Origin of the sequence: Umezawaea endophytica, from assembly GCF_025061645.1 — a bacterium.
GTDB classification, from domain to species: Bacteria; Actinomycetota; Actinomycetes; order Mycobacteriales; family Pseudonocardiaceae; genus Umezawaea; species Umezawaea endophytica.
The window spans coordinates 347,423-362,553 of the sequence record NZ_JANYMP010000010.1 but is presented as its reverse complement, the minus strand read 5'-3'; the positions used below and the strand labels follow the sequence as shown (position 1 = coordinate 362,553).

At 70.6% G+C, this 15,131-nt stretch carries 15 protein-coding genes; 9 read left to right on the top strand and 6 right to left on the bottom strand.

Annotation, left to right across the window (positions count from 1 at the left end; translation table 11 throughout):
- On the bottom strand, nt 1-748 hold a 748-nt coding region (locus tag NZH93_RS22670), incomplete at its 3' end, for an anti-sigma factor antagonist (protein WP_259625165.1).
- A 179-nt stretch (nt 749-927) separates the two neighbouring features.
- On the opposite strand from NZH93_RS22670, the gene NZH93_RS22665 reads away from it, so the two are divergent.
- Nucleotides 928-1,161 (top strand): hypothetical protein, encoded by a 234-nt coding sequence (locus NZH93_RS22665; RefSeq protein WP_259625164.1) that lies wholly within the window; start codon nt 928-930, stop codon nt 1,159-1,161.
- A 5-nt stretch (nt 1,162-1,166) separates the two neighbouring features.
- On the opposite strand, the gene NZH93_RS22660 is transcribed toward NZH93_RS22665, so the two are convergent.
- A complete protein-coding gene (locus NZH93_RS22660; protein ID WP_259625163.1) occupies nt 1,167-1,862 on the bottom strand; it encodes a GAF and ANTAR domain-containing protein in 696 nt (231 codons plus the stop codon).
- Nucleotides 1,863-2,061: 199 nt separating this feature from the next.
- Complete coding sequence (rph, locus tag NZH93_RS22655; protein ID WP_259625162.1) at nt 2,062-4,659, bottom strand: rifamycin-inactivating phosphotransferase; 2,598 nt, start codon at nt 4,657-4,659, stop codon at nt 2,062-2,064.
- 380 nt (nt 4,660-5,039) lie between these two features.
- On the opposite strand from rph, the gene NZH93_RS22650 reads away from it, so the two are divergent.
- Nucleotides 5,040-5,486: a peptidase inhibitor family I36 protein gene (locus tag NZH93_RS22650; protein ID WP_259625161.1), complete on the top strand. Its 447-nt coding sequence runs from the start codon at nt 5,040-5,042 to the stop codon at nt 5,484-5,486.
- Between the two features lie 40 nt (nt 5,487-5,526).
- Here the strand turns inward: NZH93_RS22650 and NZH93_RS22645 are convergent, their stop codons facing one another.
- The 3 genes from NZH93_RS22645 to NZH93_RS22635 all read right to left on the bottom strand — a co-directional run bounded on the left by NZH93_RS22645 (nt 5,527) and on the right by NZH93_RS22635 (nt 9,810).
- Entirely contained in the window at nt 5,527-6,756 is a 1,230-nt protein-coding gene (locus NZH93_RS22645) for a lanthionine synthetase C family protein (protein ID WP_259625160.1), read from the bottom strand.
- Nucleotides 6,753-9,611, bottom strand: a complete 2,859-nt coding sequence (locus tag NZH93_RS22640) for a lantibiotic dehydratase (RefSeq protein ID WP_259625159.1) — start codon at nt 9,609-9,611, stop codon at nt 6,753-6,755. The genes NZH93_RS22645 and NZH93_RS22640 overlap by 4 nt, the downstream gene beginning before the upstream one ends.
- A 70-nt stretch (nt 9,612-9,681) precedes the next feature.
- Nucleotides 9,682-9,810, bottom strand: a complete 129-nt coding sequence (locus NZH93_RS22635; RefSeq protein WP_259625158.1) for a hypothetical protein — start codon at nt 9,808-9,810, stop codon at nt 9,682-9,684.
- A gap of 416 nt (nt 9,811-10,226) precedes the next feature.
- On the opposite strand from NZH93_RS22635, the gene NZH93_RS22630 reads away from it, so the two are divergent.
- The 7 genes from NZH93_RS22630 (at nt 10,227) to NZH93_RS22600 (ending at nt 15,089) form a co-directional block, all read left to right on the top strand.
- Nucleotides 10,227-10,988 (top strand): alpha/beta fold hydrolase, encoded by a 762-nt coding sequence (locus NZH93_RS22630; protein ID WP_259625157.1) that lies wholly within the window; start codon nt 10,227-10,229, stop codon nt 10,986-10,988.
- Between the two features lie 148 nt (nt 10,989-11,136).
- Nucleotides 11,137-11,427 (top strand): hypothetical protein, encoded by a 291-nt coding sequence (locus NZH93_RS22625; protein WP_259625156.1) that lies wholly within the window; start codon nt 11,137-11,139, stop codon nt 11,425-11,427.
- Nucleotides 11,424-11,837 carry a hypothetical protein gene (locus NZH93_RS22620; protein ID WP_259625155.1) on the top strand — a complete coding sequence of 138 codons (414 nt, stop codon included), beginning with the start codon at nt 11,424-11,426 and terminating at the stop codon, nt 11,835-11,837. Before NZH93_RS22625 ends, NZH93_RS22620 begins: the two co-directional genes overlap by 4 nt.
- A gap of 419 nt (nt 11,838-12,256) precedes the next feature.
- Nucleotides 12,257-12,688 (top strand): hypothetical protein, encoded by a 432-nt coding sequence (locus NZH93_RS22615; RefSeq protein WP_259625154.1) that lies wholly within the window; start codon nt 12,257-12,259, stop codon nt 12,686-12,688.
- A 129-nt stretch (nt 12,689-12,817) separates the two neighbouring features.
- Nucleotides 12,818-13,135 carry a hypothetical protein gene (locus NZH93_RS22610; RefSeq protein ID WP_259625153.1) on the top strand — a complete coding sequence of 106 codons (318 nt, stop codon included), beginning with the start codon at nt 12,818-12,820 and terminating at the stop codon, nt 13,133-13,135.
- A complete protein-coding gene (locus NZH93_RS22605; protein WP_259625152.1) occupies nt 13,132-13,593 on the top strand; it encodes a right-handed parallel beta-helix repeat-containing protein in 462 nt (153 codons plus the stop codon). Before NZH93_RS22610 ends, NZH93_RS22605 begins: the two co-directional genes overlap by 4 nt.
- 266 nt (nt 13,594-13,859) lie before the next feature.
- Nucleotides 13,860-15,089 (top strand): MFS transporter, encoded by a 1,230-nt coding sequence (locus NZH93_RS22600; protein WP_259625151.1) that lies wholly within the window; start codon nt 13,860-13,862, stop codon nt 15,087-15,089.
- The last annotated feature ends 42 nt before the right edge of the window (nt 15,090-15,131 follow it).

The following is a 15,131-nucleotide window of genomic DNA, read 5'->3' as shown; positions in this document are numbered from 1 at the left end:
GGACGGTCGGTGGTCCGGCGGGTACGCGCACGACGTCGAAGCCCGAGGCGGTGCGTTCGGACGCGGGGGGTTCGTGCGAGGTCCGGCGGACGTGGAGCGCGACCTGGTGGCCCTGGCGCTTCAAGGCCGCCGCGAGGTCGGTGATGTGGTCCTGGTGCTCGCGGGGTTCGGTCTCCCACGCCGCCGCGACCAGGTCGATCGTCAGGTTCGACCGCACGGCCGGGGATCCCGTTCGCGCGGCGCTCCGCGTCACGACATCGAGCGCGCGGTTGCGCACCGCGACGTCGGCGTCGCGCGCCTGGTCGACCAACATCGCGCGGGCGCCGTGCTCGTCGACGTGGTCCGCAGCCATGAGCACCCCGACCGCGCTGTCCACCACCGCTCGGTCCTCCAGCGCACGGGCCAGGCCCGCCGCGGACTCCAACGGTGATACCGCCACGACGTGCAGCGCGGACGTCAGACCGCAGATCTCCAACACGCACCGGGCGGCCCGGTGCGGCGCCACCACCCACAGCGGCACCCCGCGCCGCTCGCACGCCTGGTCGGAGGCCAGCAGCGCCGTCGCGCCCGCGGCGGCGAGGAAACTCACCCCGCTCAGGTCGGCGATCACGGCACGCGGTTCGGGCCTCAGCAGGAGGGCTCGGTGGACGCCTTCGGCGAGGAGGTGGGCGGTGGCCGTGTCCACCTCGCCCGTCACCATGACCACGGCCGCGTTCCCCGCTACCGCCACGTTCACCGGTTTTCCCATCCGGGCGTCCTCGTCTGTCGACTTGTGGTCGCACCACTCCTGCCGGACAACGGCTGTCTGATCAACCGCACGTGCTCTCCGTAGTACCACTGGGACCGCGTTCATACACGTGGACCACTGTTTTTCACCCTTTCAGGCCACGGTCGCGCCGCCCTTCCAACCAGAGGAGGGTGGGTAGGGTGGATCCCCTCGAAGACCGAGCGCGGAAGGTGGCCGACGGCGTAGCCCGACGAGCCGCGCTGCACGAGGCCGCGGGTGTGCTGCGGGCCTGGTCGGGCGGGGACCACCGCGGGGCTCGCGCGCTGATCGACGAGTACGACGCCACGGGCGGGTCCGATGGGGAGGTGGCCCGGCTGGCGGCCATCGTGGACGCCGAGGCGCGGCCGGGCGAGGACCCCGACTGGGGCGGCTGAGCGGGTCAGTCGACCAGGCGGTCCAAGGGGAGCTCGCGGGCCAGGACGTCCCGCGACACGGCCAGCACGGACCGCTCGGTGGCGAAGGCGTGGGCGCGCAGCCGGGCGAACGCCTCGTCCAGGCTGATGCGGAGTTGCGCGGCGAGCATCCCGGTCGCGATGTTGACGTCCTGGTAGGTGACCGCCGACCGCAGCCCCTGGCCGGGCTGTTGCGCGCGCTCCACCAGCGCGAGCGCCGCCAGGTCGGCCAGCAACTCCGCGTCGACCCGGTCGGCCGCAGTCAGGCCGCCCAGGCGGCGGGAGTAGAGGTCCAGGGTGCCCAGCCGGATGTCGCCGACCCGCAGCGGGAACGCGAACACGGCCGCGAGCCCGGCGGCCAGCGCCGCCTCGCCGAACGCGGGCCACCGGCCGAGGTCCGCGGCCACGTCGGCGACCAGGACCGGCCCACCGGTGCGGAACGCGTCCACGCCGGGCCCTTCGCCCAGCGTGTACTGGGCGTCCTCCAGACCGAAGCTCCGCGGGTCGCTGGTGCCGATGACCTCCTGGCCGCGGGAGTCGGTGCGCAACGTCAGCGCCGCGGCGTCCACCCCGCCCACGGCCCGCAGGCAGACCAGGGCCATCGCCCGACCCCACCCGTCCTGGTCCTGCCCGGCGCACTCCGCGACCAGCCGCCGCACCCGATCTCGCCGTTGCCCGTCCAAACGCCCGTCCTCCGGCCGCGGTGGTCGCCGCGCGATCAGCGCGGTGAACGAACGCGTCGTCGCGCACCTCGGCGGCAGCGGCGCACGCGGAACTCTACGGCGCTCAGCTCAGGATTTCCGATTGGACGGGAACCCTCCGCCCGCACCCCGCCGTCGTTGGGTGCCGCGACCGGATCTCCCGGTCGCGGCACCCGGCGTCTCAGATGATGTCCTCCGACAGGATCTCCACGAACCCGTCGGTCCCGCTCACCCGGATCCGCTGCCCGTCCCGGATCGAGCGCGTGGCGTGCTCCACGCCGACGACCGCGGGCAGGCCGTACTCGCGTGCGATCACCGCGCCGTGGGTCATCATGCCGCCGACCTCCGTCACCAGCGCCGTGATCGCGACGAACAGCGGTGACCAGCTCGGGTCCGTGTGCGTCGTGACCAGGATGTCGCCCGGTTCGAGGTCGGCCTGCGCGATGTCCAGGAGCACACGGGCCCGGCCTTCGACGGTGCCCGCCGACACCGCCAGTCCGACCAGCGCGCCCTCGGGCAGGTCGTCCCGCCCGTACGTCCCGGCGACGGCCTCGCCGTCCGACGTGAGCACCCGCGGCGGCGTGAGCGCCTCGTAGGACCTGAACGCCTCCTTGCGCTCGCGGAGGACTTCGCCGTCGACCCTGCCGGTGCGCACGACGTCCTGGAGTTCTTGCAGCGTCAGGAAGAAGACGTCCTCCCGCTCACCGAGCACGCCAGCGCGTACCAGGCCGTCCGCCTCGCGCAGCAGGGCCCGCTTGTACACGGAGTACCGGCTGACCATGCCGTACTTCGGGTACTCCCGGTACCCGGCGAACGTCCGGACGCGGTCGATCATCCGCTTGGTCTCCTCGGCCTTCCGCTCTCCGTCCGGCAGGGCCCGCAGGCGGTCCAGCAGCTCCCGCTCCTTCTCCGACGCCAGTCGACGCCCCTCCTCGAACCGGCGCTCCCCGGCACCCGGCTCGAAGTTCTTGACGTTGGTGAGGATCATCGGCAGGAGCGTGGAAGGACGCTCGTTCCAGCGCGGCCGGGTGATGTCGATCTCGCCGACGCAGCGCGCGCCGTACCGGTCGAGGTACGCCCGGATGGCGTCGCGCGCCTCCGGCCCGCCCGCGAGGTCCGCCATCCGGTCCAGGAAGCCCTCGTCCTCGACGCCGCGCAGGAACGCGACGACCTCCGGGTGCGGGCGGACCACGTCCGCGACGTCGAGGAGCGCCAGCCCCATCTCCGACGTGACGTTGTGGGGGACGGACAGCGTGAGCGTGTCGGCCGCGTTCTTCTCGCCGAGCCACTCCAGCAGGTGCTCGTTGAGCCACCACGCCGCCTGCATCCCCGCGATGATCGCCTGGTGGCTGCGCGGGTCGAACAGGATCCGCTTCAGCTCCCGGATGTCGGCCAGGATGAAGTCGAACAGCTCCACCCCGGACTTCTCCCGGATGTCCCGTTCCACGGCGGCGACGGAGGCCTCGCCCTGCTCGATCAGCTCCGCGACGACAGCCGGGTCGGTCTCGATCGTGGCGGGCTCGACGCCGATCGTCGGCTCGCCGGGACCGTCGTCCGGCAGCGTCGGGACGAAGCCGTCACGGGCGAGGACGGTGCGCAGCGCGTCCGTCATCAGCGGATCGGACTTGCCCATGACCTCCAGCAGGCCGTCCCGGCTGGTGGGCGTGGACAGGCGCGGCGTGGCGTCGACGAACAGCCGCCCGCCCGCCACGGCCATGGGACGGGGCGTCGTGAGCTGCCACAGGGAGATCCCCAGCGGCTTCATCGGGTCGGTCATCATCTGCTGGTGGCCGACGGAGAGGTAGACGTGGTTGTCCTCGTCGTCGGTCTCGGGGATGGGGAACAGGGTGGTGATCGGCCTGCTCTGGACGAGCTGGAAGTCGCCGTCGACCAGGCACCACTCGATGTCCTGCGGGCCGCCGAAGTGCGCTTCGACCCGTCGGCCGAGTTCCACCAGTCGCACCACCTGCGCGTCCGTCACCGCGGCCCGCCCCTGCCGTGCCTGCTCGACCGCCTGCTCCCGCGTCCCGCCCGCGGGCAGGGCGACGGTGGCGAGTTCCTTGGTGGCGATCGTCCTGGCGACGACCTCGCCGTCGCGCACCCGGTAGGAGTCCGCGTTCACCAGCCCGGAGACCAGGGCCTCGCCGAGCCCGAACGCGGCCTCCACGGAGGCGACCTTCCGGTTGGACGTGACGGGGTCGGCCGTGAACAGGACACCGGCCGCCTGCGGGAACACCATCCGCTGCACCACCACGGCCATGAGGACCTTCCGGTGGTCGAACCCGTTCCGCAGCCGGTAGGCGACGGCCCGCTCGGTGAACAGCGAGGCCCAGCACCGGCTGACGTGCCGGAGGACCTCGGCGGGCCCGATGACGTTCAGGTACGTGTCCTGCTGGCCCGCGAACGACGCCCCCGGCAGGTCCTCCGCCGTCGCGCTCGACCGCACGGCGTAGGCGTGCCCCTCGTCGAGCGCGTCGGTGATCGCCGCCGCCAGGTCGTCGGGGATCACGACCCCTTCGAGGATCCGCCGGACCTCCGCGCTGCGGTCGCGGATCGCCTCCCGGTCGTCCGGGCCCAGCCGCGACAGCCCCTCCAGCTCAGCACCGATCGACGGGGCGTCCTCCACGATCCGCCGGTACGCGTCCGTCGTCACGCAGAACCCCTCGGGCACGCGAACACCGTCGACCCGCGAAAGCTCCCCCAGGTGCGCCCCCTTGCCACCCACGACCGCGAGCCGCGTCCGGTCGACCTCCTGAAGACCGAGCACGTAGCTACCCATCCGCACACCTTCCCCCTCGCCCTGCCGGGCGTCTTCCGTCCACTCGCACTCCGGGCCCCGCTCCCCATTCCCGCAGGTTCCGGCTTCGGCCGCAGAGTGTGCGTCACGACCGGGGTCTTGCCGCAAGCCCCCCGGTGCGCTATAAGTTGGAGGTGGCAGGGAGTGGTTTACCTCCCTGCCTTCGTCATTTCTCGGGCCCATCGCACGCGTCGACGGACCGTCATCGGCACACTGTGGGTACGACTTTCCCTTCGCCACGGGTGGTAGCCGGCCGGCAACCGGGTGAGGTCGGCCCGTTCGGCACGTACGCCTCGCGCGACCACAAGACGCTTCGTCTCGTCCGAGCCTGCTTCGGGTCGGTCGAGCAAGGGGGAAGTGTCATGGGTGCTCGAGGGAAGCGGTTCGTGCGGGTGGCGCTGGCCGTTGGCGCGAGTGTCGCGCTGGCGTTGCCACTGGCGAGTACCGCCACCGCGGCGACCCCGCGCAACGGGGTCTGCGAGGCGGGGGAGTTCTGCCTCTACTGGGGTTTCAACGGCCCTGACGGGGGATCGTCGGTGTCGGACTTCACCACCTCGATCTCGGAGTACGGCAACAGCCAGCCCGGCTGTTACGACTTCAAGGGGCCGGGGGACGGCAAGGGGGAGTGCGTCAAGAACAACGCGGCATCGGCTTACAACCGCACGGGGGGCGTCGTCCGCCTCTACATCCTGCCGAACTGCGCGAGCAGCGGTAGGTGGGTCCTCCAACCGGGCCAGCGGGTCAACGACCTGACGCCTCACGTCGACAAGAACGAGTCGCACAGCGTGGCGTCCTCGGGAACCTGCTGATCCACCAGGGCTCTCCCCGCCTCCACTCGGCGGGGAGAGCTCACCCCAGCACCAGTGCGGCGTTCCACGGCAACGACGCCGTCGACGGTGCCGGGGTCAGGTAGTCGTGCAGCGCCAACAAGGTCCCGGCCGACCCGTCGAGGAAACCGGGTCGGTTCGGGGGCACGGTGATCACGGTGTGCCGGTCGCGTTGGGCCAGCAGGTGGTCGCACAGGGCCGGCAGCACGTCCGCGTCCCTGCCGAGGACGAGCGCCGTGGCGTGCAGGACGCCCGCGGACCCGTGGCACAGGGAAGCGTCCTTGATCCCCCACTGGTCCTGCGGTCGCCGGAACGCCGCGCGCAACGTCGTCTTCGCCTTCTCCGCCCAGGCGGGCTCGTCCAACGCCGCCGAGGCCAACTGCACGGCGCGCGCCACGCCCGGTGGCCCGTAGCACCAGGCGATCCGGCTCGGCGGCATCCGGTCGACAGCGCCCGCCACCTCGTGCTCCAGCGGGACCAGCGCGGGCCAGTACGGGCCGTGCTCGTCGGTGCCCCGGCGGGACAGCAGCCAGGTGGCGATCCGGCGGATCGCCTCCCCGTGGCCCTCGACCACCACCCCCTGCCCGTGGCACAAAGCCAGCAGCGCCAACGGGCCCGCGACGCCGTGCGCCATCCCCAGGTTGAGGTGGCCGTCCGGGTGCGCCACTGGATCGGCCAGCAGTGACGGGTCCGACGTCCACCACCCCGGCACCCGGTGGCCGCGCACGCGCACCGGATCGGTCAGCCGCACCAGGTACCCCAACACCCGCTCCAGCACGGGCCGCGCTTCGGCGCCGCAGGCGAGCAGGTACCTGCCCACTCCGCTCAGGCCTGAAGTGACGTCGTAGCAGGCCATTGCGGCGCCGGGCTCGCGAGCGAGCAAGCGCGCTTCCTCACCGTCGAGCGCGCTCTCGGCCAGCCGCAGCACGTGGGGGTCGATCCGGGCGAGCGTGTCCCGGTAGTCGCCATCGGCCCTGGCGATGCTGCGCGCGGCGAACCCCAGCGACGGCAACCCGTCGAACAGGCTCTCGGTGGTGGGCCTCCGCGTTCGCGCGGCGGCGGTCAGGTGCGCGTGGGCGGTCTCCCGCAGTTCCGGCGACTCGTCGCTGAGCCGGGCGAACAGCACGGCCAGCCCGCAGTACCCGTCGGCGAGGGACATCGGGTGGTACGGCCAGTCGCCGTTGTCCAGGTTCACCCCGGCGGGCCTGCTGAGCGTGCGGACGGAGTCGTCCAGCCACGTCCGCACGCTCACCGAGCGAGTCTGACGCGGTCGACGTGCGCCTTCACCGCGCCCCGCGCCATCGCGTACACCTCGGCCTCCGCCCGGAAGTCCGCGCCGAGCCGACGGTTGCAGTGCATATGGAGAAGGGCGCGGAGGATCTCGCCGGGTGACGCCCAGTTCCCGGCTTCGGCGAGCGCGCGGGCCTCGTTCCCGTACTGGGCCAGCAACTCGGCCCACTCCCGGTCCGCAGGGACGGGGTTCAGGGTGATCGCCGCCAGCGCGTCACCGCGCCGCTTGCCGAACGCCCGGTGCGTGGACTCCTTCTTCGGGATCTCCGACAGCAACCACGACGGCCACCGAGCACCGTGGAAGCTGCTGATCAGGGCCACCACGTCGGCGGCGACCGCGACGGTGTCCTGAGCTGTGCCCATCCCGCGCAGCGCCAACCGGCTGTCGGCGGCGAAGAACCGCTCCGCCAGGTCGATCAGCCGCTCACCGCCGTAGCGCTCCACCTCGGGCCGGTAGGGGTGCACCGAGAAACCGCTCGCCAGCCTGGCGTCCACCAGGGCCGCGACCTGGTCGCGCACCCGCGGGAGCACGTCGCCGCGCAGCCGCAGCCGGATGTGCGGTGGCTGGTCAGCGGTCTGGTAGCGCAGGAAGAACCACCGGTCCACGTCCAGCGTGGCCAGCCACGGGTTCAACCGGGTGAACAGCACCTCGCGCTGCCGGTGCGGCGAGCACTGGATGTGCGCGGACACCCATTCGCCGCCGGGGAGGTGCGGCGCCGGGGTCCGGCGAACCGACGCGGGCGGCCTCACCGACCGCGTTTCGGGGTCGACCGCGATCAACGGGACGACCAGCTCGACCTCGTGCGCGCCATCCGGCCCGTGCAGCCAGCCCTGGTCGAGCGCGGGCGCCCGGTCCTCGAACAGCACCGCGGTACCCGACTTCCGCAGGTCCTCGCGCAGCAGCGCACGGTGTTCCCGCGTGCCCAGGTCCAGGCAGAGCTGCTGGTCCAGGTGCGTCAGCCGTACCCGGTCGGGTACCCGCCACCTCTCCCGCCAGGCGGCCAACGCCTCGTCCGTGCCCACGTCGACCTCGGTGACCTGCCAGCGCGCGGGCGCGAGCACCGTGCGTCCACAACGGACCGCGGGCAGGAAGGGGGAGTCCCGCAGCGCTGCCCAGTCCCACGGCTTCAGGGTGCGCACGCCCATCAGGGACACGTCCCACAGGAACCGCACCACCTCCGGCGCCGCCGCGCTGATGTCCAGCACGTGCAGCACGCGCGGAGCGATCTCGCGGCCCAACGACACCGAGTACAGCCGCAGCCGGTGCTCGTCGGCGACCACCGCGATGTCGGCCGGGTCCAGTCCGTCGCCGGGCACACCGATCGCCAGCGAATGCCCCAGCACCCGAGGGGCCCGCACCACGTTGGCGTCACGGGGGTGCGTGGTGAGGTGCACGAGCTGCACCGGTACCCGGTCGTCGGACCGCACCGACGCCAACTCGGCGAGCAGGTCGCGCACCTCCGGCAGGTACCCGAACCTGGCGAGCGACGCCCCGGCCTGCTGCGTGCCGGTCAGCGGGCTGACGACCAGCTCGAAGTCGCCGCGCTCCAGCGCGTCGACCGAGACGGCGTTCAGCGTGGCGAACAGCTCCACCGTGGTCGGCGGGGTGCCCCCTGGTGGGCTGAGCTGCGCGATCAGGTCGTCGTCGAGGTCCACCTCGGTGACCCCGTCGGCCATGGCCCGCGCCAGCAGGCGGTTGAGCACCGGCTGGCGGACGTCGTCCTGGCTCGTCGCCGCCCACGGCCGCTCGTACCCCGCCGGCGGTCCGATGCCCACGTCCGGGTCGAGCAGGTCCAGCACGGGTACCAGCTCACCGAGCCCGTACCGCTCCAGGAACCTGCCGTGGAAGTCCGCGAGGTTCCGGGACCGCGCGTTGTCGGGCGCGGACAACCGCCACACCACGCTGGCGGCACGTTCGACCTCACGCGCCACCTCGTGCGGCAGCCGAACGCGCGCGTCCAGTTCCAGATCGACCTGCACGGGGTTGTCGTCGGCGGTCGCCCGCCGGACCTCGGCCAACTCCGGTGCGCCCTCACCGATGGGGCTGCGCCGGTAGGCGTCGGTCGCGTCGGCGATCACCGCGGCTCGCGCTCCGTGCGGCGAGTCCGCGGGCAGCAGGCCGGTCACGTACTCGAGGGGCTTTTCCGACTGGCGCAGGGTGGTCTGCAAGAAGCGCAGGCGCACCAACTGCGCCACGAGCGTGACGACCTCGGGCCTGGTCACCCTCGGGAACTCCTCGGCGACCACGTCGACGAGGTCGTGGACCGCGATCCGGTGCCGGGCGGCGTCGAGCACGCGCGTGACGGCGGCCGTGCCGCGCACGCTGGCCAGTCGCGTCCCGCGGGGAACGGTGAGGCGGTCGCCGTGCCGTGAGCACAGGTTGTTCGCGGTGACCTCCAGGCGGACCAGCACCTCCGCGTCCGCCTCCAGTCCGTTGGCCCAGCGCTCCAACCAGGCGTGGTCCGGGCGTACGTGCCTGCGGTGGGAACTGCCCAGCTTGGCCTCCGTCCGGTCGGCGAACCCACCGACGGCCACCCCGGCGAGCAGCCCGAAGGGCGTGGGCCGCCCCGCCATGCGCAGCTCGTAGCGGGCCAGCGCACCGCGAAGCCGTTCAGTCGCGGGCTCCTGCCCGGCGAGCACCTTGTCCACGGCCTCGATCAACACGGCACTGGCGACCGCGACGGCCTCCCGAACCATCGGGTACTCGACGCGCTCGCGCACACCGTTCGTCGACGAGGGGTCGGGACGCAGGCGCAGCCTGGGCAACACCGGGGCCCGGAGCAGGAACCTGTCCGAAGAAGTGAAGTGGATGTCCATGATCAGCTTCCCGAGGAGGACGGACGCGGGTGGGCGGGCCCGCCGTGGCGCGACAGGGCCCGCCCACTGATCAACAGATCGCGCAGGTGGTGATCGTGCGCACCGGGCCCGACTGGGTGGGAGCGTCAGCGGGCGAGTCCGTCAGCTCGAACTCCTGGACGTCGAGTTCGAGCAGGTCTTGCGTGTCCGTGGAAAGCATGGACATCCCTCCTTGCGATCGACAAACGAATCCGGAACAAAGTTATTCCGGGGTCGACGCGAATTACCGCGTCACTCAGGAACCCTAGTGGCACGTTTTAGCCAATTGAAACGCGAAGGTCTTTCACTTGCTTAGTGCGATTAGCCCACAGCTCTGTCATTAACGCCGGTAGGCGGACTCGCCCCGCATTTCCGGGCTTTCACCCACTGAAACCCCGCTGTCCCATGTGATCCAAATCACAGCACAAAGTAGGAGTGTTACCATTGGAATCCGTCTTATTAGGGGCCCGCTCACCTGCGGTTCGACCCGTCATGCCGCTGCCGCATGACGCGGTGCGAAACAGGTCTTGGACGCCCTCCCCGCGGCACTGTTGACTCAATCTCGTCGTCAAACTCCCACTGAAAGATGCGTGCCGCATGACCATTGTTTTCGTCCACGGCGTCCCCGTCACCTCCGCGGTGTGGACGCCACTGCTCAAGGAGTTGGACAAATCGGACCACGATGACGTAGTCCTGCTCTCGCCTCCGGGATTCGGCGCCCCACTACCCCCGACTTTCGGCGCCACGATCGACGATTACCGAATCTGGCTCATCGAGGAGCTTTCCCGGTTCGACACACCCGTGGACCTGGTCGGCCAGTCCATGGGCGGGGGACACGTCCTGGAGGTGGCGATGACCCGCCCGGACCTCTTGCGGAGCTGGGTCAGCGACGTCATCGGCGGCTTCGAACCGGACTACTCCTGGCACCCGCTGGCACAGACGTGGCAGACATCGGGCGAAGGGGAACGTTCCCTTGCCGAACTCTTCGCAGGCAACGCCACCGACCGAGCCGCACGCATGGTCGCCTGGGGCATCCCCGAACCCACGGCCAGCGAGGTGGCACTAGCCCAGAACGCCGACATGGCCAGAGCCATCCTCGCCCTGTACCGCTCCGCAACCCCACCAACCCTCACCACCCGCGGCCACCACCTCCCCAAAGCAGCCGCCCGCCCGGGCTTGGTCCCCATCCCAACCGACGACACCACCGTCGGCACGGTAGCCAGCCGCCACCGCGCAGCCACTCGCGCAGGCGCCCACGCCGTCGAACTCACCGGAATCGGCCACTGGTGGATGCTCGAAGACCCTCCTCAAGCCGCACGCATGCTGTCAGACTTCTGGACATCCGTGACGACCTCCTAGTTTCCCGGTTCTGGCCGTCGGCCCGGCGATGCCCCTGCACGTCGGGCCATTTACAGCGGGCGGTGCCGGACCGCGAGATCCTTTGTTGATGGCCGTTCGACCGTCGAACTGTTCCGGACCGAGACCGATCCCGGTTACCATCGAGACCATGGCCATTCCGGCGTTCACCGACCGCTCCGCCGCTGACCAGTACCTGGTCCGGCGGATCGCGGCACGTGACCGGGTCGACCCCGAGTCGTTGGCCGCGCTGCCAGCCCGCGAACTCGACCGGCTGCTGCCCGGCATCCGTGCGACCTACCCGCACCGCGGGTCGTTCGCCGATGCCCTGCTGGCGCGTGGAGGCATCGACCCCACCTCGCCCGAATACCAGGCCGTCGCCGCACAGGCCAGCGACCTCCTGGCGCGAGTAGACCAGCTCGATTCGGGCCACGCCGCGTGAGCTTGCCCCGCGCACTGCTGCTCGACTCGTCATTCCTGGTCGCCTACGAACGCGAACGAAACCCCCGCCTGGCCCAGGCCGTGGTCGTTCAAGCAATCACCACCGACCGTCCGCTGATCGTGCCAGCCCTGTCCCTGCTGGCAGCCGGACTCCACTTGAACGGCCACCACCCGGACCTGTCCTGGGTGCTGGACGATCCCGCCGGTCCGATCGACGTGCTGACGCTGTCGGCGACCAACGCCCTGGAAACCGGGCAACAGGCCGCCCAAGCCGACCCCCCGGACCTGGTCGCGCTCGAAGTAGCGCAGATCGTGGTGGAAGCGGCTGGCAGTCCCATCGTCGTCATGACCTACGAACCGAAGCTCTACGCGGGCACCGCGCTGCACGTCATCGACATGCAGCCCCGATAGAAACGGACACCCGGTGCGGCCAGTGCCTGGTCGAGGTGCGGCCCCGCAGTCAAGCGTTCGCTCAACCATTCCGCCAGGTATTGCTCATCGCCGCACGCGCGCACGAACACCGCTTGACGCAGAGTGCGACTCAAATTCCTTTTGAACAACCGCAGAAGCACGGACAACTCCGCGCCTGTCCGGACGACCGGACAGGCTCCACCTGGCCAGGTCGGACACGACATCGCAGTCCGGGACACCGCGAAACGCTTGGCGAGGCGCTAATCGCACTGCCACGCTGACACGGCGCCACCGAAATCGCGGTGAAGAGCAGCAGAAATCACCCGGTGTGGCGCAGCCCGTGAATTTCTCAACTTATCGGCGAGGCAGTACCGAACGCCTCAACACGACAACCGCGACCTATCTACGGAGGACAAGTGGTGCGAAAACTCATCCCGGCTCTCGCCATCACGGCCGCTGTCGCCGGACTCGGCCTGACGGCGCAGCCCATCGCGGCGAACGCAGCCCCCGCCAGTTCGGCGGACACGCTCGCGAGCGTGACGAACGAACCGCCGAACTGGACGCCGACGAACATCAGTGCCATGGCTTGCTGGGACGAAGACGTCGTGAACGGTCCTGGGGGCACGAGCGTGAAGAACTCCATCTGGCTCCGGAACGGCCCCAATGCGGGCTGTGGCGATTCGAGCGGCTACTCACTCCCCGTGGGTACGCGACTCGGCGGTTGGTGCTACCGGTACAACGAGTCCGGGAACAAGTGGTACTACGTCAGCGTCGGAGGCGCGGCTCCGTACGGCTGGATCTACTCGGGAAACGTCACATCGGATGCCAGTTCGATCACCACGCCCTGCTGAGGTGAAATGAGCGATTCCCCGAGTCGACGCTGACCCGCCAGGGGTTTGCCCGGTCGAGTGGGCAAACCCCTGGCGCTGGAAGAACTCGCATGAAAAATCGAAACGTGTATCGGGATTCGGAGAGGGACAATGCGCAGAACGGCACTGTTGGTAGCGCTGACCCTGCTGGCGCCAGCGGTTGCGGCCGCCGCGCCGGTCGATTCGGGCGTGGTTCTGGTGGAGTGCACGAACACGGTGTCGGACGACGAACGACTCAACGCGGCGATCGACGGTAGTCCGGTCGGTGCCGAAATCACCATTTCTGGATTGTGCTCGATCAATAACACGATTCGTTTGCTCGGTGACCGCTCCTACCGGGGAACCTCCCGCACCGGAACGGTGATCCGACAGGCGGACGGGACGAACCTGGCCGCGTTGGTGGCAACGCGGTCACCGACTGGCAGTTGACCGACAACTGGATCGCCGGGGCGGGCGACGCCGGGATCAGCCTGGACAACACCGCGGGCTGGTACGTCGAACGCAACCACGTCTACGACGTCGCAGGCGGGGCCATCGCCGCGGAGCGGCTGTTCGGCAGCAGCGTCTCCGACAACTACATCGAGGACTTCGCCGGCTTCGGCATCCGGGCCTCCGCGCAGGGCGAGGCGGCGTCGACCGTCGCACACAACCGGGTCGTGGGCCCTTCGGGCGGGATATCGGCCTTCGTGTCGGTGCGCGTCAACTACGGCGCGGCGGCGGTGGCCGTGGTGGCCAACACCATCCGCGGCAGCGGCACCGGAATCGGGCTGGACTACCAGGCCGGCACCGGCACCACGGCGACGATCGCCTCCACCGGCAACCTGGTGACCGGCGTGACCACACCACGCCGCGCGTCCTCGGGCGTCACCGTCACCACAGGCATCTGACAGCAAGGTCCAGGTCGCTGCGCGGCGGGCCAGGATCGCACAGCGCTTGTCGGCGTCGACCACGCGGGGTCGACCGCCGGTGCGTCCCTGTCGGGCGGCGTCCTCCTCGCGTACCTCACGTTGGAATCAGTGGGATCGGTGCGGGGCCGGGTCGGCCAGGCGGGTCGGATCGTCCGAACGTGCTTGCAGGAGTTCGAGTAAGTAGGTCGTTGTGGTCGCCTCTGGGCTTCACGGATTGTCGGTGGGTGCCGACAACGTACGTTTCCATGCCCCGGCTTGTGCCCGCGCTGTTGCGCGACCCGACGTTCCGTTGGTATTTCATCGCCCGGACCTGCTCCCACTTCGGTGACGGCCTGATCGGCATAGCGCTGATCTTCGGCTCGTTGCGGCTCGGTGCGTCGCTGACCGAGGTCGGACTGGTGCTGCTTGTCGGCCGCTTACCGATGGTGGTGTTCACGCTCGTCGGCGGGGTGCTGGGCGACCTGGTGTCGCGTCGGGCCGTCATGCTCGCCGCTGACGTGCTCCGCTGCGCCTCCCAAGCCCTGACGGCCACACTGCTGATCACCGGCATCGGAACGCTGTGGCATCTGGCCGCGTTGCAAGCGGTGGCGGGCGCGGCGAACGCCTTCTTCGCCCCCGCAGCAGCGGGCCTGGTCGTCGACGTGGTGCCCCCGCAGCAGCGCCGCCAGGCCAACGCCTTGGTCAACGCCGCCCAGAACACCGCGACGCTCCTCGCACCGGTGGCGTCCGCGCTGCTGGTCGAGACGGTCGGAGCGGGCGTGTCCTTCGCCGTGGACGCGGCCACCTTCGCGGTCAGCGCCGCCGCCCTCGTCGCGCTGAAAGTCCCGGACAAGCCGGTGGCACCACGGCCCGCGTTGCTCGACGCCGCGCGGCACGGATGGCGCGACTTCCGCGCCCGCCCGTGGTTGCAGGCCACCACGATCCAGGTCGCCGTCCTCAACGGCGCCTGCCTCTCCCCGTTCCTGGTCCTCGCCCCGGTCATCGCCGATCAACGGCTGGGTGGCGCTCTGGCCTGGGGGTTCATCGCCAACGGCTACGCCGTCGGCGCGCTGCTGGGCAGCGCCCTAGCCCTACGCTGGCGACCGCGGCGCCCACTGCTGGTGGCCGTCACCATCCCGATCGCGCTGGCCCCACTGCTGGCCCTGCTCGCCGCGGGCGCACCGGTCCCGATCCTCGTCACAGCAGCCGTCCCTGCGGGGGTGCAGGCCGGGCTCTACGCCGTGCTCACCGAGACCGCGCGGCAGGTTCACGTGCCCGCCGACCTCATGGCCAGGGCCACCAGCTTGTCCACCGTCGTCGGCTTGGCCGCCGTGCCGCTGGGCATGGCCCTGGCCGGACCGGCGGCCGAACTCATCGGCACCGACGTCGTGCTCCTCGCTGGCGCGGTGATCGCCGTGCTGAGCGCACCACTGGCGCTATCCGTGCGCTCCGTTCGGCACCTCCCGGCCGAACCCGAACCCGCCCACCGCCGCTGAACGTTGCCGCCTTCCCGCGAGTTCCATGCAAACGGAACGGGG

Coding starts and splice junctions, on each gene's coding strand:
- rph (WP_259625162.1), bottom strand. CDS start 4,659: ATGGGTAGCTACGTGCTCGGTCTTCAGGAGGTCGACCGGACGCGGCTC.
- NZH93_RS22650 (WP_259625161.1), top strand. CDS start 5,040: ATGGGTGCTCGAGGGAAGCGGTTCGTGCGGGTGGCGCTGGCCGTTGGC.
- NZH93_RS22640 (WP_259625159.1), bottom strand. CDS start 9,611: ATGGACATCCACTTCACTTCTTCGGACAGGTTCCTGCTCCGGGCCCCG.
- NZH93_RS22635 (WP_259625158.1), bottom strand. CDS start 9,810: ATGCTTTCCACGGACACGCAAGACCTGCTCGAACTCGACGTCCAGGAG.
- NZH93_RS22630 (WP_259625157.1), top strand. CDS start 10,227: ATGACCATTGTTTTCGTCCACGGCGTCCCCGTCACCTCCGCGGTGTGG.
- NZH93_RS22625 (WP_259625156.1), top strand. CDS start 11,137: ATGGCCATTCCGGCGTTCACCGACCGCTCCGCCGCTGACCAGTACCTG.
- NZH93_RS22610 (WP_259625153.1), top strand. CDS start 12,818: ATGCGCAGAACGGCACTGTTGGTAGCGCTGACCCTGCTGGCGCCAGCG.
- NZH93_RS22600 (WP_259625151.1), top strand. CDS start 13,860: ATGCCCCGGCTTGTGCCCGCGCTGTTGCGCGACCCGACGTTCCGTTGG.